This window comes from Kutzneria sp. NPDC051319 (genome assembly GCF_040682195.1).
Classification (GTDB): domain Bacteria; phylum Actinomycetota; class Actinomycetes; order Mycobacteriales; family Pseudonocardiaceae; genus Kutzneria.
Genome location: NZ_JBFBAM010000001.1, coordinates 271,042 through 287,337, shown reverse-complemented (window position 1 = coordinate 287,337; position 16,296 = coordinate 271,042). Strand labels below are relative to the sequence as shown.

Below are 16,296 nucleotides of genomic sequence, written 5' to 3'. Positions count from 1 at the left end.
CCATTGTTGAGGAGATGTGGATCCCGTGGCCGAACCTGAGACCCTCGCGCCCGGCGACCTGGCGGAAGGTCATCCGCAGCGTCAGTTCGAGAGCACTGCGCGCATGCGCTCCGCAGCGCCGTTCAGCGAGTTGGTGGACTTCTCGCTCGCACTGTGCTTGGACGACGCCGTCGCGCAGCGCGAGGATCCCGCCTCCGAGACCCTCTCCTTCGACGTCAGGACCGCCGTTCTGCTGGCGCTCGCCCTCTATCAGGCCGGTCTGGATCAGCACGCGACCGCCGAGGGGACGGCCCGTGCGGAGTTTCAGGCGCGGAGCGTCGACATGGTTCCCGCTGCCGCCGCCCTGGCCGATCCAGACCGAGCCCGAGCGCTGCTGGCCCTGCGACCAGGACACCCCCGGTATGCCGACGGCCAGCTGCGCCGCGACTGCGACCTGGCCGACGCGCCGGATCTGCACGGCGGCCACGGCGAACAGTGGGACCAGCTGCGTCAGTCGGCTCGCGATGTCCTGGAGCGCGCCATCAGCAGGTGGGGCATATCCGAACCGAACCGCGCGTTGCTCACCTACCTGCTCGTCCGGGTGAACGCCTGGAACGCGTTCGGCTGGTACGACAGGCCCGAGTTTCCGCAGCTGAATCAGCCGGCCAACTGACCGACATCGAGCGTCACGACCACGCCATCATGATCTGACCAGGGTTCCATGGGCACGGTCCAGTAATCGACCAACGCGGGCACCAGCCTCTCCGTGAGGTGGACCTGATCGGTCCTCACTTTTCCGACGTGCCCGGTCCACCGTCGCAGGCTCGGGTCGCTGCGGATGTCCGCAAGGTGACCGGCGACATCGACCAACCGCCCGCGCGCCAACGTGTACCCGACCGAGTGGTCGGGCCGGAGCTCCGGATCGGACACCACACTGCGGGCAGACCGGTCGTGGGCCGGAATCTCATCCCACGGCGGCGGCTCATCCCCCGGCGGAATGTGGTTGATGTCGCCGGCGATCAGTCCGAGCCCGCCGGCGCGGTGGGCGCGAGCGACCAGCACCGCCGCCTCCTCGGCGGCCGTTCGCGCGCTGTACGGCGTCAGGTGCGCGGAGATGACCGCCAGCGGCTCGGACAGTCCCGGCACGCCGACCGTGAGCTCGGCGTGCCCGTGCAGGCTCGTGTGGTTGTACTTGGTGATCCACTCGCCCCAGTTCACCGCCGTCCGGTCGAGGAAGATGCCGGTGTGGAACCCGGTGCGCGACGGCGCGGTCTTCCCCCGCATCTCCAGGTCATGCCCCGCGGTGATCAACTGCTCGTTCGGCGTGATGCCGGGGTCATCCGGCGTGTACCAGCCCACGGCCTCCTGCACCAACAGCACGTCAGGGCCGACCGCACGGATCAGCGGGACCATCCCCGCCCAGTTCTCGCCGGTGGCGCCGTTGCGCAGATTCAAGCTCATGATCGTCAGCACAATGTGTTTTCCCTCGTTCAGTCTTCCGTCAGTTGTTCGACGACCCGCCGCGCCGGTACGGCACGGCGCACGTCATCGTTGGCGTCCTTGACGAACCACGGACGCGACGTCGCTCAGGCCCGCACGACGTGTGAGGGTCTCGCCGCCGACTAGCGGGAACCGGGCCACCTCGGTCCACCACAGCTGGCCGGCCGCCTGATCCACGCCAACCTCGACGAGGTGGATCTCCGGGAGCACCAGCGGCGCACCGTTCGGATCGATCTGCCGCAGTTTCCCTTGCCACGCATCGGAATCGGCTTCCGCTGTGGCGTAGCCGAGCGAGATGTGCGGCTTCGGCACCGCGTACCCCGTTGCCCCAGGCCCCCGCACCGCATGGACCGCCCGGCGGATCCGACGGTGCGCCTCGACCAGCGGGGCCGCCGGCGAGATGTCGATCATTGCCCCGGATTCGTACGCCAGGGCGGACCCGGCACGTCCTCCGTACACAGGGGTCTCGGCCAACGCCACGCGGATCGCGTCGGCCAGCTCGGTGCGCTCGTCAGCGCCGATCTCGCCGCCAGGACCATCAGAGATCATCTCCAGGGTGGTGTGCAGCCACTGATCGTCCACCAGGCCGATCGGGGCGCCGGACAGCACGTCCCGCCACCGGCTGATCAGTCTGGCGAGTTCCGCGTTGAGAGCGAGGTCGACCGGTGCGTAGACCTGCAACGTGGTGATCCCGGGCGGCCAGGGCTCGGCGCCGTAGCGGAACGTGTAGGGCTTCACCTCGGCGTGCTCCTGACGGCGATGAGGGCCGGGTCGTAGGTCACGACCTCGGCGAAGTGGTCCGAGGCCATCTCGGGCCTGATGTCCTGGCGGCCCTGGGCGACGAAGTACGCGGTGTCCGCGATCTCGACGGAGTGCAGCGCGGGCACGAGCTCCTCGGTGACGCGGACACCACAGATCCTGCGTGGGCCGAAGGCGACCGTTTCCGAACGATGGCCGGTGGTCGCCTTCCACCGCAGGCCGCCGGCCGCGACGGTGGAGTTGTTCAACGCCACCGTGGCGTCGAGAAGCCCTCCTGCGTAGAGGATGTCGCCGGGTTCGCGGTCAGCCCACCACCGCGTGCGCCGGCCGCGTTCGTCGTACTCCCACCGGCACTGGTACACGCACGCGTCGGACCAGTCGCGGTCGGCATACGGGTCGAGGTCGTAGAAGTCACCGTCGAGCGTTCGGTCCGCGCAGACGGTGTTGTAGTCCCCCCCGACGAGGCCGGCCGGCCGGATGAGTGGTTTGGCGAAGGCGGAGACGACGCGGGCGGCTTCATCCGCCCGGCCGCCCCGTGGCCCGAACGGCGTGAGGTGGACGCTGCCGTGCCGCACGAGGTGCCGGCTCCCGTCACTTCCCGGCACGTCGAAGGTCGCCTTGATCAGGCCGTGGTGCAGGTTGTCGTTGTCGTACGAGCGAAACGAGCCCGACTGACACTCGACACGGTCGGAGTAGAGCAGTGCGACATGCAGGTCGTGCGGGCTGATCCCGACGAGCATCCGCTCGACCTGGTCTTCGGGAGAAGCGTCGTTCATAGGCGTGCGGGAGAAGACGCTCATACCGACGCGATTGGCGAGGTCGACCAGATTCCTGCCCAACCTGGACGGCGACTCGGCGTACACCTCCTGGACGGCGAGGACATCGGCGCGCAGCGCTCGGATGAGGTCGCAGACCAATTCCAGCCGCTCCTGCTCTCGGGCGGAGTCGGACTGGTAGAGGTGCTCCAGATTGATCGTGGCGAACCGCACTTGGTTCTCTCCGTTCGCGAGCATCACTCGGCATCGGTCGGCCGAGTGGGGAGCCTGAGGCCTGTCACGGCGAGCACACTGACTGCGGCGGCGTGCAACTCGCGCAGATCGAGCCTGAGTTGGCTTCTCAGAAGACCGGGAACGTCGTCCAGCCCGTGATAGGCCACCAGCACCGTGGCCAACGTACCGGCAAGCGTCGCTAGCGGCCGCGCGAGTTCGTCGACGTGGCCGTCAGTATCGACAGCCAGCGCGAGCGGATAGTCCACCACCGACGCCGCCAGTGCGCTCTGCTCCTGAGCGAGACCCCTAAGGACGGCGCCGAGTGGGAAATCACCGCGTTCGGGCACTGAGTGCCCACCCAGCACGGCAGCGAGACGCTCAGCAACCGCCGTGACCGCAACAGCAAGGCTGATCTGAGCGGCCTGCACGTGACGACCGTATCGTTCAGTGAACACGTCGGTCAGCCCAAAGCGGTCGTGTCGAGCTGGACCGAGATCGGCTTGTGGTCGCCCACTCGGTAGTCCCACACGCGGTGGTCGCTCAGTGCGGACAAGGCCGCCTTCGAGGCGCGGAATGCGTCGATACGGCGGCCACCGTGCGGGTCCGACGGGTGGTGGCCGGTCGTCGCCTGCCACGGCGCGCGGAGGTGGTGAGCGACATCGAACAGGCCGGCCCGGCGCAGGCGCTCCAGCGCGCGGCGGTCGATCGCAGTCGCCTTCGGGTCGTCGCTCCACTCGACTTGGTGAATCTGGTAGCCATGGTCAGGTTGCTGGTCGGCGTAGGGCTCGGGATCGTAGTGCCCGGTGCCGTCGAGCGCGGGTTCCTGACCGACCGTGTTCCAGTCGGCACCGATGATCGCGGGAACAGCGGGGTTGCCCAGGATGGCGACGTAGCCGGCCTCGCTGAACCGCGACTGCGCGCAAAACGGAGTGAGGTGCGTCGTGGCAACCTTGAGCGACTTGGAGGCACCAATATCCAATGTGGCCAGTCCGAGCGTGTGGTGATACTGCCAGTGGCTGTACTCCTGCCACGCGACCTCCGTCGCGACCTCCGGGCGCCACAACACACCTATGTTGCAGTAGGAACTGGCCCAGGCGAGGCGCCCGACCATCCCGAGCTGGTCGGCGAACTCGGCGAAGACGGCGTGCATCGCCTTGTCGTCGGGGTCGCGTGAGACGTGCCAGAACTCTTGTACACACAGGATGTCTGGTCGGATCTCGGTCCGGATGAACTCGCGCTGCTGGAACTGCCGTGGGTCGTCGATTGGCGGTTTGTTGTAGTCCATGAGGTTGTAACTGACCATGGTGAGCAAGGACACGCCGCTCATCCTGGCATAGCTGGTCCTGACGACGAGGGCAAGTCCGAATCGATCCTAGTCGGATACCCGTTCGTACCAATGCGTGATGTGCACGGCGACCGCGCGTGTGGTGCTCGATGAGGCCGACTTGTTCGTAGCGGTGATGATCAGCGCACACCTGCGCGCAGCACCCACCCATCGTAGAAGCCAGCCAGTTCAGGGCGGAGGTCCGCGATGCGCGGTCGCCCGGCACGGCGCCATGCTGCCGCCCATTCGCCGAGGACCTGGGCGGTATCGGCGTCGCCAGAGGTGATGGTGTGGGTCGCGGTCAGGGCATCGGTCAGGGCAGCGCCAGTGGGGTGGGTGTGGCCGATACGCCACGCGGGGCCACCCAAACCAGCGGTGGTGAGCCCATCGGGTTGGGTGGCCAGCAGCCACGCACGGAAGTCCACGGCCGATTCATCGGGTTGCAGCGGGCCGGGAATCTCGGTGCGGTCACCGGTGAGACTGTGCAGAAGGTGTTGCCCCTGCAGGTATTGCTCAGGGCTGCGCAACCACGTGCCCGACAACCAGTAGGCGCGGTCGTCCTGATCTCGGCAGAGCACGTCGGCGCCGTAGGGCGGGATCAGCCACTGGTCGAGTTCCTGGCCGTGCATCTCGACGAACCCCGCGGGAAATAGTCGATCCACAGTCGGGCTGGCGGTGTCGGTGAGGCGGATGCGGGCGCCGAGGCCGCTTTTGCTGATCGGCGCGAGCGCGAGCGGGGCGACGATCACGCCGCCCAGGGCCAGTTGGGTGATCCATGCGGCGGGAAGGTGCGGGGCGGTGGCCCAGACGATGATGCGGTCGAACGGCCCATGTTCGGGTGCGCCGTGGATGCCGTCGGCCCACAGCACGCTCACCTGAGGAAAGCCGTTGGCGGGCAGGATGCGCCGGGCGCGGGTGACCAGGTCGGCCACGACGTCGACGCTGAATACGCGCCCGTCGCCCTCGACGAGGTGGGCGAGCAGCGCGGTGGAGTAGCCGGAGCCGGTGCCGACTTCCAGCACGGTCATGCCGGGCTGAACGTCAAGGCTATCGATCAGGGTGGCGATGATCTGTTGTGAGGAGCTCTGGGCGATCAGGCCCCCGTCGGGGCGACGCACGAAGGTGTCTTCGCTGACGGCGGCCAGGGCGCGGGCGAGGGCGGGCGAGTACGTGGGCATCGTGATCCTTAGTGGGTGTGGACGATTCGTTATACGCGGAGCAGGACGTGGTAGGGGCGGTCGCGGGCGGCGGGTTCGCCGACCGGGTGGCCGTCGATCTCGATCCAGGCGTGTGAGGCGTAGGGCATGAGGCGGGCGCCGATGCACCAGGTCACCGAGTGTCGGCGGAGCCCGGCCAGCAGCACGGCGGCGAGGGACAATTCCAGGCAGGCCATCCGACCTGGTCGGTGCCGTGCGGCGTGGCGCAGCGCCGTGGTGATGCTGGCCGCCTCACCTTCGGTGGCGGGTCGGTGACATCGCCGTGCGGTCCAGCCGGCGACTGCGACCACGCGGCCGAAGCGCAGGTGAAGCAGCGCCGTCGCCAGGGTCAGGCACAGCGGGGCGAGGATCCGGTCGCCGCCGCGCACCGGGTGACGGGGATCAGTGGTGTCCATTGCCATCGGGGAACTCACCGCGCTCACCCTCTGGTGTGTAGTAAGCCGCGGTCACGAAGTTGAGCGACCAGCGTGTCGACGTCGGCGCGGATCTGCTCGGGTCGGGCGGTGTAGCGGGCGGCGAGGTCGCGGGTGATCTGCTCGACGCTGTGCCCGCCGGACAGCGCCTGCCAGATCGCGCTCCCGGTCGGGTTGAGGCCATAGAAGCGGCCGCGGTCGGCGTCCAGGAGCACGGTCCCGTCCGCGGTGGTGATCTGGTGCACGGCCGGTGTTGGCGCCAGCGCGTTCACGGCGTGTCCTCCTCTGTTGTGGTGGGTCGCCACCATCGGGTGGGGTCGAGAGTGGTCAGGGCGCGTAACCACGTTTCGGTGGCCAGCACCACGCCGAGGGCGCCCATCGGGGCGGGCATGCCCGCCAGCCCCAGCCGCAGCGCCTCGCGCGGACCCTCAGGCGTGAGCACATCCAGGTCCGCCAGCAGCGGCTGCGCCAACAGCGCCCGCAGTTCGTCGGCGTTGGCCCTCAGCCCGTGGTACTCGCAGGCCGAATAGTCGCCTTTGGTGCGGCGGGCCAGCAAACCGGCGGGAACCCGACCTCCGAGAGCGGCGGCGAGCAGCGGTTTCGCGTGGGTGACGGTAGTGCGCTCGACGGCGGGTGCGGCCAGACAGGCGTCGATGACCTGGTTGTCCAGAAACGGGGTCGCCACCGTGATTCCGAGGGCTCGGGTGATCTGGGTGAAGCCGCGGGTGGCGGCGCCATGCCAGTGCAGCGTGCGTAGCGCGACAGCATCGGCGCTGTCGGGCCGGACGCCGTGCGCATGGGGCGACGGGGCGGTGGCGCGCAGGCGGCCTGCCACGGCGCTGCGAATGCGCAGGGTGCCCCATGCGGTGGCCGGTGACAGGGTCGCCCAGGCCAGGTGGTCCTGCAGTCCGCGGCGGGCCGGGCTGTGCAGGTGCGGGTCGGTGAGCTGGCCGGCGAGCTGGCCGAGCGTGTCGGACCAGGACGTGCGCGCCAGCCCATTGGCCGCCGCGACCACACGGCGGGCCGGGTGGTGTCGCAGTCTCGCCCATCCGGTGGCTTCCTGTCGTAGTGCTCGCCGCTGGCGTGTCCGCGCGAGGTCGCCCAGGTAGGTCAGGCCGGGGGCGGTCAGGACCACGTCGCCGCCGTCCCCGGTGAGGTGGAGCTCGCTGCGGTGGGCCAGGGCTGGCGCCAGCCGGTGGCGGGTGCGGGCGATGATCACACCGTCCAGACTGGGCTCGTCGGTCACGGGCACGGTGTCCATGGCGGTGAACGGCAGGGTGCCCTGGTCGCCGGTCATGACGACGTGGTGCAGCCGGGGCTGGGTCGCGGCGATGGTGCGAGCGAAGTGGAGGTCTTCGTCGTTGACCGCGTACGGGTCAGCGTAAGTCACCGCCAATGGCACGCTGCCGGCATGTGCCGCGAGCACAGCCAGGCAGGACGAGTCCAATCCGCCGGATAGGTCGGTGCTCACGGTAGTGGCGACGCTGACCCGGCGGTCGACGGCGGTCAGAAGGGCCTGTCGCAGCAGTGTTCCCGCGTCAACCAGATCTGTGGACCCCGTGTCAGTCCATAGTGGTTGAACCTGCGGGTGGCGATGCGGCGTGAGGACCAGCGCGTGGTCGGGTCCGACGCGTTGGACGCCCGTGAACACGCTCGCAGGTCCGAAGGGCTGCGGTAGCTCAGGCAGGAACATCGCGGCGGCCAGGGCTGTGGGGTTCACCGCCTCGGCCAGGTTGGGGTGCTGGAGCGCGGCGAGTATCAGGGCGTCCGAGGCGTACACGGTGCCCGCCCCGAGTTGGGTGTGAAACACCGGATGCAGCCCGGCGCGGTCGGTGAGCACGTGCACGCGGTGTCCGTCGTCGACGACGACGGCATAGGACCCTGGCAGTCCTTGCAGGACCTCACGGTGTTTCCCGATGGCCGCGGCGTGCAGCGCGTGGTGGAGTTCGTCCTCCGTTGCCAGGCAGGGTCCCAGGAACGCTGCCCGCGTGGCGAGTTCGGGGTCAGTCACGACCCGGATCTCGTCTGGCCTCCAGTCGCCCAGCGTCCACAATGGTCTTGGAGCGGGCCAGACTGGTGTCCGTGCTGTCGGAGTCATGGGGGGTTGTGGGGTTGATCCGGCCCAGCCGACGAAGCAACGGCGGCTTGCAGTGCGCGTCATCGAGGATCCCGTGGTCCCAGGAGCTGAGGCGGCCCGAACGAGGCACGTCGTCCGGGCCGTCTCAACATCGGTTGGTCAGTAGTAGCGGGCGGTGTTCATGTCAGCGGTGTCGTCCGCTGCGGTGCCGAGGGTGAGCTCGGTGACGTCGCCGAGGTCGGTCACCTGCGGCGTCTGGTAGGACTCGGTGTCCACATCCATCACCTCCTTTCTGTGCTGGGAAACTGACGGCGTCCCGTGTGCTGCCGGCATTACTGCGAGCTGTCCTGGGCACACGGGGCGATAGTGGGTTCCCGTGATGGCGGAGCCGCTCGCGCAGGTCGGTGGCCGGTGCGCTCGGCTCGCCGCTGCGTGTCGGGGGCGTCTACGACGCCATCACGGGAACTGCCGACCGATTCCGGGCCCGGGGTCGCGTGGCCCGGGTCGGCCGGCGGTGAGAAGTCGTTGTCAGCGTGGGGATCCGAGGTACGCGGTCATGGCGGTGTCCCTTCAGGAGACGAGGCAGGGTGGGCAGGCGTGGCAGGGAAGATCACGGCGATCCAGGCGATGGCGCATTCGGGACAGATCCTGTAGCCATACGGGCGCTGTTCTCGTCGGTCGTCGACCGGCAGTGTGCACAGACCGGTTTTCCAGCCGCGTGGCACGACATGCGTCCGGCCGCTGTAGGTGCGGTTGATACCCCACACGACCCCGAGATCGCCCGTCATACTGGCTACTCCTTCCCTCCCGCCACAGGTCGGATCCCAGGGCAGACAGTGCCCGGTTCGGGCCCGCACCGCTCGATCACGAAACCGTCCTGTGTGGACTTTCGATCGCGAGGACGTCCATGCCCTCGACCACGGTGATCGGCGCGTCGATGTAGGTCAGGCCGACACGGTCGAGGAATCCTTGACCAACCGCATGGAGTTCGTCGCCCAGAGCTCGGAGCTGGTCAGGTGTGAGCATGTGGTTGGCCAAGGGGAGCGCGCACGCCACCAGCGTTTGGTTGAGCCGGGCGACGCGGGCGAGGAATTCACTGTCGGCACAGAGCATCCTGCTCACCTCTCCTCGGGCCAGCGGCGACTGATGCGCGTCGCGGCGGTGATCGCGACCACGGCAGGAATCACCGTCGTCCGCAGCTGTGCCGACAATCCGACAGGCTCGTCCACACCCAGCCGGTCGGTCTCCGGACGACGTTCCCCATCCCGGTTTCCGCGATGACCGCTGCCGCCGTCATCGCGGACAACCACGCCGCCTTGTCGCGGTCGTGGCTCGGTCGCGCACAGATGTCGTGCCGCGCGAGGATCAGCACCGGCGGTGTCGTTCACGATTGCCCTCCGAAGGGATCGGATGTGGCCGGGAGCAGGGGACAGAGGCTCGCTAACTGGCGGCGAGTGCACCACCGGTGACGATCCGCCGGGTGACGGCGATGACCGCCGACCACGGCGGCAGCGCGCGGTGCGGTTGTGGCCGCGCGATCCACCGCCATGGGCCGTTGTTGTCATCCCTGGTGGGCAGTACCGCGTGGGCGCCCCGGGGCGTGAGGCGCACCTTCACCGCGTGGAGTTCGGCGGGAACCTCAGGGCGTGGTGCGGTGGCGGGTTGGCTCAGGAAAGTCCACCAGGCGCCGCCGGGTCCTGCGGTCACAGGTCCGGCCAGCATCGTGATGTCCAGTTCGGCCAACACCTTCTCGCCGAGCGAGGACGGCATGGTGACGGCGTCGACAACCGCACCGACCGGCACGACGATGCGCCGCGGCTCGACGTCGACTGACACCGGCCATCCGAACAGTTCCTCGTAGCGTGCTCGCGCGGCGGCCAGTTCACGCAACCACTCCGGGGCTGCGCGGGGCGGAGTCAGAATGGTCATGATCGGCCTCCAATTCAGACAGTGCTGAGACGGTGAGACGGGCAGCGATGTCCGCGACTGACGGTCGCGGGGCCATCCGAGCGTGAACGCGGCGGGGAGGGATCGGTGGCGTTGTCGGTGACGACCGGGTGGTCTGGGCGCGCGAGGATGCAGCCAGCGTCGAGGAATGTCCGGTGCCGGACAGCCGATCGAAGCTCATGGCAGCGTCGCGCAGTGCGGCACGCAGGCGACCGAGCTGCAGCAGCGTCAACTGCAGCGCTCCAGCGCTCGGTGTGGTGATGCTGACCCCGACCGCGGTCAAGTGGACCAGCACACAGGTTCGTCGCCCGTGCTCGTCGCGACACCGGACGGTCCACAGGTCCGGGTCGCGCTGCCAGCGCAGCCGGGCGAGCAACCAGACAAGGGGCGTCCTGCGGTGGTGGCTGGTCATGGCCACGTCACAGCCCAGCCGGCCGCAGCGGCCGAGCGATGCGCGTGCACGCTGGAGGGCGATGGGTCCGGCCAGGCCGGTACGGCTCGGCCCTCCCGCATGGGACTGGCGGTGATGCCCGCCAGCACGGCCTCAACCGCGTCGGCGCCTGGCGCGGCTTCGTGGTCACCCGCGGCGGCCAGCAGCAATCCGGCCACGGTGGGGGGCTGAGCCGATACTGGCGGCGACATGCCGAGCCGCGCGCGACGGCGTCGCGCAGGGTTGTGTGTGTCCCGCCCACTCCGACGACGCGGTGCGGTCGCGACGTTCATGATTGCCACAACAATCCTCGCCTTTCGGGTGGTCACCAGCGGACATCAACTAGACAACCGTTACTGACGGCCGTGGGTCACCGGCCGGACATCCAACGCTTCCCTGATCCGAAAACCCGCCCCCGACCTGCACATATGCGCCCTGCGGGGTGCATTTGTTGCACCGGGTTCACAAGAATCTGGACCGCCATCCCTTGATCCAGCACTGCCAACCCGCCACGCTGGGATTCGTGAACCGGTGATCGGGAGGTGACATGCGACCAGGCAAGACAGGGGGCAAGGCCGAGCGGGACGAGCTGCGGACGGCGATGCTTGCTCACGGAAGCTCGGTCGAGGAGGTCGCCGAGGAGTTCCGCGCTCGCTGGCAGTTCACGCCGCTGGCCGCCTACCGGTACGCTGCCGGCCTCACCCAGTTGCAGGCGGCGGCACGGTACAACGAGGCTCTGGGCGACGACGGCGCGCGAGTTGACGCCAGCTTGATTTCTAAGCTGGAGCAGTGGCCGGTCGCGCGCGGTGCAAAGACCCCGACGGCATACAACCTCGCCGTGTTGGCCGTGGTCTACGGCACTGCGCCTCAACGCCTAGTCGGCCGCGCGGACATCGACAAGCTTCCCCGCCGAGACCAACTCGTGCTGCACACCACCCACGAGACAGCGGCCACCACGAACTCGGCAGACGAGCCAGTGGTATTGCCACCCGGCGCCACCGGGAACGCCCACCTGGCACGCCGCCCGTCCACTGACGAGACGAACGTGAGCAGACCTCGATGGCGATCCACCGGGCAGGTGTCTGCTCTGTCTGATGTCCGGGACGAGGGTGCCCTCGATCATCTTGTGCAGGCTGCCGCCGAGCAGTCCCGAGACTTCGCGGTGTGGACGGAGTCCAGCGAGGTGGGCCGAACGACCATGGACATGTACCGGAGCCAGCTCGGCGAACTGAGTGGTCTTTTCCTGCGTGAACCGGCCGCCGTGTTGTTCCCGCGACTCGTCGAACTGCGCACCACCATGCTCGGGCACCTCTACGCACATCAGCGGCTTCACCGGTCACGAGACCTCTACGCGCTCACCGGCATGGCCTGCGTCGTGCTCGCTCACGCATCCCATGTCTTGGGTGACCGGTCGTCCGGGATCACCCACGCCCAGCTCGCGCAGCTGTGCGCGCAGGAGGCCGATCACGTCGAACTCCAGGCGTGGGCGCTGGGCACGCAGGCGTTGCTGGCCGAGGCCGCGAACCGCCCCCTTGAGGCGCTTCGACACCTGCGCGATGCGAGCGAAGAGCTCGCGCGGTCGCGTGTGCCCGGCACGGCCGCGGTGCGCCTGGCCAGCTACGAGGCCAGGCTCGCCGCGCGGGTCGGACAGCACGAGCGAGCACGCGCGGCGCTGGCCACCGCCGAGCACCACCGCGAGCGGGTCGGCACCACCTACGAGGTCGCCGACCTCGACGACATCGGCGGCATCCTGTCCTTCCCCGACGCCAAACAGGAATTCTTCGCCGCCGAATCCAACCTGCTGCTCGGGCACTACGACAGCGCCGAGCGGGATGCGCTCGCGGCGATCGACAGCTACACCGGCGGCCCACCCGAGCGGAGCTCCTACGGTGACCTCGCGCTCGCCAGGATCGATGTCGCTGCCGCACGTCTGGCGACCAATGACCTGGACGGCACGCGGGAGGCCCTCCAGCCAGTTCTCACACTGCCGGCCAACCTGCGCATCGAACCCCTGCGCAGTCCACTGTCGACACTCGCGTCAGCACTGACCCAGCACCGTTTTCACGGCTCGCACCTTGCGACCACCGTCCGGGCAGCGATCGACAGCTACACTCTCGCGCCACGAGAGATCATCGGGTCGTGAACGGCAAGGACAACCCCACCAAGAACGGCGAAGACACCCCGCAGCTGCGCCACGCTCTTCTCCGCGCCTGCGAACTCGCCGGTCTCGACCCCACAAGCGCCCGGCTCGTCCACCACTACGCGAACGCGGTGTACGTGCTACCCGCCGAGAACGCTGTCGTCCGCTTAGCACTCGGCTCGCAGGGCATGCGACGCGCGCAGACAAGCCTCCAGATCACACGGTGGCTCGTCGACGGCCACGACTTCCCGGCGACCGCCCCGATTCCCGAGACCGACGCGATCGCCGTGGACCACACAACAACGGCAACCTTCTGGGCCTACTACCCCCAGCCTGACGACGGACGCAAGCCCACGTCCGCGCACCTGGGCACAATTGTCCGTCGCCTGCACGATCTCCCGCAGCCACCAGTCGATCTGCCTCAGTGGACCCCACTGCGATCACTGGAGGCCGCCGTGCGCGCACCCGCCGTTCTAGCAGCGATCAGCGACGAGGAGCAGCACTGGCTACTCGCCCACATCGCCACCGTCCGCCACGACCTGGACACCGTCGACTGGCCCCTGGGCCGGGGCCTCATCCACGGCGACGCGTGGGCCGGCAACCTGCTCTGGAACACCGTGGCAGGCCGCGAGGCCACCGTCCTGGGCGACTGGGATTCCGTGTGCTGGGGTCCCCGCGAAATCGACCTGATCCCCTCGTTCCACGCGGCCCGCCGCTATGGACGCGGAGCCGACTGGGCAGCCGCGTTCGTCCAGGCGTATGGCTACGACCTGTCCGGTTGGCCTGTGTTCTCCACGTTGCTGGCCATGAGAGATCTCGTCCAGCTCGCCGGACCGTTGCGCCGCGCGCCACAGGAGCCTGCGCTGGCACGGGCCCTTCGGGAGCGTCTCGACGGGATCAGGAGCGGCAGCACTGCCACCTGGGCCGAGTTCTGAATCGATACGTAGCGACAACATTGAGGTCAGCGGGGCACCAGGGTGATTGCCAGCAACGCGCCGAACAGGAGGAACGGCCCCATCGGCAGCGGCGAGTTCCGCGGTGGCCGCCGAGCCACCCGGACAACCAGCCACATGGCGGCGGCGAACCATCCCAGGAACGTGGCCGCGATGAGGACCGACCAGCCTGACCAGCCCAGGGCAAGGCCGAGCACGCCGCCCAGCTTCACGTCTCCGGCGCCGAGTCCTCCACCCGATGCGAGTGCCAGCACGAGATAGAAGGCGGCGAGTATGCCGGTCCCCAGAGCGGCTCGCACGAGATCATGCAGGTCCTCGGGATGTAGGACCGATGCGACGGCGTACAGGGTGGCGAGTACGGCGTGGCTGGGCATCACCAGCTTGGTGGGCAGGCGTTGTTCGAGGATGTCGATGACGGCCAAGGGCACACCGACTGCGGCAAGGTAGCTGGCGGGCAGGAGGTCGAAGCGAGATCCCAGGCCCCAGGCAAGCGTGCCGAACAGGAACGCCGTTAGCAGAGCTCCGGTCCAGCTCGAGGTCAGGACGCTGCTCGACTGGTGACTGAGCAGTCGGCGCGTGCCGAAGCTGACGATCGCGCCGACCCCGGCTCCCACCATGGCCCAGGTGGCAATCACCCACATAACCGCACCGATCCATTCGCGGGCGTCTCGCTGAGCGTCCTAGATCATCTCAATCGGGTTTGGCTGGAAACGTCCAGGGTGATCGACACCACGGCGTAGAGAACGTCCCGTTTGGGCGGTTATGAGGACTTCTTTCGCCATCGCAGGGTGCCGTCGATCAGGTCCGCGTCCCATACCGGACCGTCTGGATCGGGTTCGAACTCGAGGCTGCCGTCGTCCTGCCGGGCATACCAGCCCCGGCCGACAGTGCCGTACAGAAACGCCCCGGCCGTGCCGTGCGGCCGGCCGTGTACCCATACCGGAAACTCCGCCACCGGCAGGACCCGCTCCACCCACGCTCTCGCCGCAACCAAGTCCACATGCTCGGTCTCGGCGACACCGTCCACTGTGTCGTCATCGCCGATGCCCAGGCCGATCGCCGCCTGCCAAGCCACCTCGCCAGCCTGACGCTGAAGATGAAGCTCATGTGTTGACCCCATGTCTGTAAGCATCGACCCGCGTCACGCCGCCGGCCACCGCAAGGCGGTGTCCGAGGTCAGTGGGCGAATCGCTCATCGAGCCGAGCCGCCAACACCAGATTCGCCGTTGGCAGTCTCGCCGATAGGTGGCCGTCGCGCAGGCGACCGACGCCGACCGGCAACACGCCGTCGTGAGTAGACACCGACGCCCCCGTCATCTACGCAGCGCCGGTGACGAGCCCAGCCACTGGCCAACACGAGCAATGCGCACATGCGTCGTGAAGCCCATTTCTCTAGCTTTCTGCAGCATTTCCACCACTCAATTCACCCTCGAAGACGCAGCGGGTCACGCTACGTGCACAGGCGGCTACGAACCCGAACGGTGACATGAGTCCCCCGAAAGAGTGAATTTCTCCAGGTCACGCCATGCCGACTTCGAAGTCAGTTTCTTAGTTACTTTGCAATCACCTAGGGGGTGTGGTGTACACGTGATAGGTACCACAAAAACTCGAATGATCTTCACTCGCACCTGGGGGGTGACGCGTGACCGGAGGAACGGCATCCAGCACGACGCGCACGAGTTGGATCACAACCCTGCTCGCGGTCAGCACGGTAGGGCTCGCGCTGACGTCGTGCAACTCGGGGCCGCCCAGCGCCACCGCAACGACAACGACGACGTCGCCATCGGATCTGTCCTCGACGACTCCTGGGAGTCAAGTCGACCAAGCCAAGCAAGCCGCGCTAACCGCCTACCGAGGCATGTGGCACGACTTCGTCGTCGCTGGCACCACATCGGACTGGCAGTCGACCTCACTCGGCCAGTACGCCACGGGCATCGCGCTGACGAACATGTCTCGGGGTCTGTACGCCGATCACGACAACGGCTTGGTCACCAAGGGCGAGCCGGTCTTGAACCCCGGCGTGTCCTCCGTGGACCCTCTTGCGGACCCCAAAAAGATCATCATCACCGACTGCGGCGATTCGACACACTGGCTGAAGTACCGCGCAGACAACGGGAAGCTTGCCGACACACCCGGTGGTCGCCGGTTGATCAACGCCATCGTCGAGAAGCAAACCGACAATTCGTGGAAGGTCACCGACTTCGGCGTCCACGACCTGGGGACGTGCTGACCATGCGGCGCATCGCGACTATCACGGGAGTCGTAGCTATCAGCTTGCTCGGCCTGGCAGTACCTGCCTTGGCCGACGGCTGGGGGACTACGAACTGTGGCCAGGTCCCCTCTCCTGTTTGCGATCTCGGTGCAGGCACAGGCGGCGGTGACGGCAAGCCGGGCGGCAACTCGGGTAGCGGCAATTCGGCTCAGGGCGGCGCCTCGACGTCAACCGGCGCGTCGTGTCAATGGATGTCCGTGGGTGGGTCGGGCAACGGGCAGCAGGGCCGGCCCGGTCCCCCTGGCCAGGAGGGCACCTGGTACGTCCGGAGCTGTCTGGTCAATGGTTCCTGGACA

Annotated in this window: 19 protein-coding genes; 4 read left to right on the top strand and 15 right to left on the bottom strand. The window is 68.1% G+C overall.

Annotated elements, in window-relative coordinates; all coding sequences use genetic code 11:
• Positions 1-25: 25 nt before the first annotated feature.
• Positions 26-652 carry a hypothetical protein gene (locus tag AB0M73_RS01400; protein ID WP_363885472.1) on the top strand — a complete coding sequence of 209 codons (627 nt, stop codon included), beginning with the start codon at positions 26-28 and terminating at the stop codon, positions 650-652.
• On the opposite strand, the gene AB0M73_RS01395 is transcribed toward AB0M73_RS01400, so the two are convergent.
• The 13 genes from AB0M73_RS01395 to AB0M73_RS01335 form a co-directional block, all read right to left on the bottom strand.
• Positions 637-1,440 carry a hypothetical protein gene (locus AB0M73_RS01395; RefSeq protein ID WP_363885470.1) on the bottom strand — a complete coding sequence of 268 codons (804 nt, stop codon included), beginning with the start codon at positions 1,438-1,440 and terminating at the stop codon, positions 637-639. The two genes, AB0M73_RS01400 and AB0M73_RS01395, sit on opposite strands and share 16 nt — an antisense overlap.
• Positions 1,441-1,524: 84 nt before the next feature.
• Positions 1,525-2,217 (bottom strand): hypothetical protein, encoded by a 693-nt coding sequence (locus AB0M73_RS01390; protein ID WP_363885468.1) that lies wholly within the window; start codon positions 2,215-2,217, stop codon positions 1,525-1,527.
• The gene (locus AB0M73_RS01385; RefSeq protein ID WP_363885466.1) at positions 2,214-3,227 is read right to left on the bottom strand and encodes an endonuclease/exonuclease/phosphatase family protein; all 1,014 of its coding nucleotides are present in this window, start codon (positions 3,225-3,227) and stop codon (positions 2,214-2,216) included. The genes AB0M73_RS01390 and AB0M73_RS01385 overlap by 4 nt, the downstream gene beginning before the upstream one ends.
• Positions 3,228-3,250: 23 nt before the next feature.
• A complete protein-coding gene (locus AB0M73_RS01380; RefSeq protein WP_363885465.1) occupies positions 3,251-3,655 on the bottom strand; it encodes a hypothetical protein in 405 nt (134 codons plus the stop codon).
• A 32-nt stretch (positions 3,656-3,687) separates the two neighbouring features.
• On the bottom strand, positions 3,688-4,545 hold the full coding sequence (locus AB0M73_RS01375) for an endonuclease/exonuclease/phosphatase family protein (protein WP_363885464.1): 858 nt from the start codon (positions 4,543-4,545) through the stop codon (positions 3,688-3,690).
• Positions 4,546-4,691: 146 nt separating this feature from the next.
• Positions 4,692-5,729: a methyltransferase domain-containing protein gene (locus AB0M73_RS01370; protein WP_363885462.1), complete on the bottom strand. Its 1,038-nt coding sequence runs from the start codon at positions 5,727-5,729 to the stop codon at positions 4,692-4,694.
• A gap of 29 nt (positions 5,730-5,758) precedes the next feature.
• Positions 5,759-6,181, bottom strand: a complete 423-nt coding sequence (locus AB0M73_RS01365; protein WP_363885461.1) for a lasso peptide biosynthesis B2 protein — start codon at positions 6,179-6,181, stop codon at positions 5,759-5,761.
• Positions 6,182-6,186: 5 nt separating this feature from the next.
• Entirely contained in the window at positions 6,187-6,453 is a 267-nt protein-coding gene (locus AB0M73_RS01360; RefSeq protein WP_363885459.1) for a lasso peptide biosynthesis PqqD family chaperone, read from the bottom strand.
• Positions 6,450-8,342 carry an albusnodin/ikarugamycin family macrolactam cyclase gene (locus AB0M73_RS01355; RefSeq protein ID WP_363885457.1) on the bottom strand — a complete coding sequence of 631 codons (1,893 nt, stop codon included), beginning with the start codon at positions 8,340-8,342 and terminating at the stop codon, positions 6,450-6,452. Before AB0M73_RS01355 ends, AB0M73_RS01360 begins: the two co-directional genes overlap by 4 nt.
• A 75-nt stretch (positions 8,343-8,417) precedes the next feature.
• Positions 8,418-8,540, bottom strand: coding sequence for a lasso RiPP family leader peptide-containing protein (locus AB0M73_RS01350; protein ID WP_363885455.1), 123 nt, complete (start codon positions 8,538-8,540; stop codon positions 8,418-8,420).
• Between the two features lie 582 nt (positions 8,541-9,122).
• Positions 9,123-9,380, bottom strand: a complete 258-nt coding sequence (locus AB0M73_RS01345) for a hypothetical protein (RefSeq protein WP_363885454.1) — start codon at positions 9,378-9,380, stop codon at positions 9,123-9,125.
• Positions 9,377-9,646 (bottom strand): hypothetical protein, encoded by a 270-nt coding sequence (locus tag AB0M73_RS01340; RefSeq protein ID WP_363885453.1) that lies wholly within the window; start codon positions 9,644-9,646, stop codon positions 9,377-9,379. The genes AB0M73_RS01345 and AB0M73_RS01340 overlap by 4 nt, the downstream gene beginning before the upstream one ends.
• A 52-nt stretch (positions 9,647-9,698) precedes the next feature.
• On the bottom strand, positions 9,699-10,187 hold the full coding sequence (locus AB0M73_RS01335) for a hypothetical protein (RefSeq protein ID WP_363885451.1): 489 nt from the start codon (positions 10,185-10,187) through the stop codon (positions 9,699-9,701).
• 995 nt (positions 10,188-11,182) lie between these two features.
• On the opposite strand from AB0M73_RS01335, the gene AB0M73_RS01330 reads away from it, so the two are divergent.
• Both AB0M73_RS01330 and AB0M73_RS01325 read left to right on the top strand, forming a co-directional pair.
• On the top strand, positions 11,183-12,778 hold the full coding sequence (locus tag AB0M73_RS01330; RefSeq protein ID WP_363885450.1) for a hypothetical protein: 1,596 nt from the start codon (positions 11,183-11,185) through the stop codon (positions 12,776-12,778).
• On the top strand, positions 12,775-13,710 hold the full coding sequence (locus AB0M73_RS01325) for an aminoglycoside phosphotransferase family protein (protein ID WP_363885448.1): 936 nt from the start codon (positions 12,775-12,777) through the stop codon (positions 13,708-13,710). The genes AB0M73_RS01330 and AB0M73_RS01325 overlap by 4 nt, the downstream gene beginning before the upstream one ends.
• A gap of 26 nt (positions 13,711-13,736) precedes the next feature.
• Here AB0M73_RS01325 and AB0M73_RS01320 read toward each other — a convergent pair whose 3' ends face one another.
• Together AB0M73_RS01320 and AB0M73_RS01315 are read right to left on the bottom strand one after the other, a co-directional pair.
• Positions 13,737-14,363, bottom strand: a complete 627-nt coding sequence (locus AB0M73_RS01320; protein ID WP_363885446.1) for a prepilin peptidase — start codon at positions 14,361-14,363, stop codon at positions 13,737-13,739.
• 125 nt (positions 14,364-14,488) lie between these two features.
• The gene (locus tag AB0M73_RS01315; RefSeq protein WP_363885444.1) at positions 14,489-14,803 is read right to left on the bottom strand and encodes a hypothetical protein; all 315 of its coding nucleotides are present in this window, start codon (positions 14,801-14,803) and stop codon (positions 14,489-14,491) included.
• 567 nt (positions 14,804-15,370) lie between these two features.
• Between AB0M73_RS01315 and AB0M73_RS01310 the strand changes: the two genes are divergently transcribed.
• On the top strand, positions 15,371-15,958 hold the full coding sequence (locus tag AB0M73_RS01310; protein WP_363885442.1) for a hypothetical protein: 588 nt from the start codon (positions 15,371-15,373) through the stop codon (positions 15,956-15,958).
• The last annotated feature ends 338 nt before the right edge of the window (positions 15,959-16,296 follow it).

What these genes read in the sequence shown, in the direction of transcription:
- AB0M73_RS01335 (WP_363885451.1), bottom strand. Translation starts at nt 10,187, where the DNA reads ATGACCATTCTGACTCCGCCCCGCGCAGCCCCGGAGTGGTTGCGTGAA.
- AB0M73_RS01395 (WP_363885470.1), bottom strand. Translation starts at nt 1,440, where the DNA reads ATGAGCTTGAATCTGCGCAACGGCGCCACCGGCGAGAACTGGGCGGGG.
- AB0M73_RS01370 (WP_363885462.1), bottom strand. Translation starts at nt 5,729, where the DNA reads ATGCCCACGTACTCGCCCGCCCTCGCCCGCGCCCTGGCCGCCGTCAGC.
- AB0M73_RS01355 (WP_363885457.1), bottom strand. Translation starts at nt 8,342, where the DNA reads ATGACGCGCACTGCAAGCCGCCGTTGCTTCGTCGGCTGGGCCGGATCA.
- AB0M73_RS01330 (WP_363885450.1), top strand. Translation starts at nt 11,183, where the DNA reads ATGCGACCAGGCAAGACAGGGGGCAAGGCCGAGCGGGACGAGCTGCGG.
- AB0M73_RS01350 (WP_363885455.1), bottom strand. Translation starts at nt 8,540, where the DNA reads ATGGATGTGGACACCGAGTCCTACCAGACGCCGCAGGTGACCGACCTC.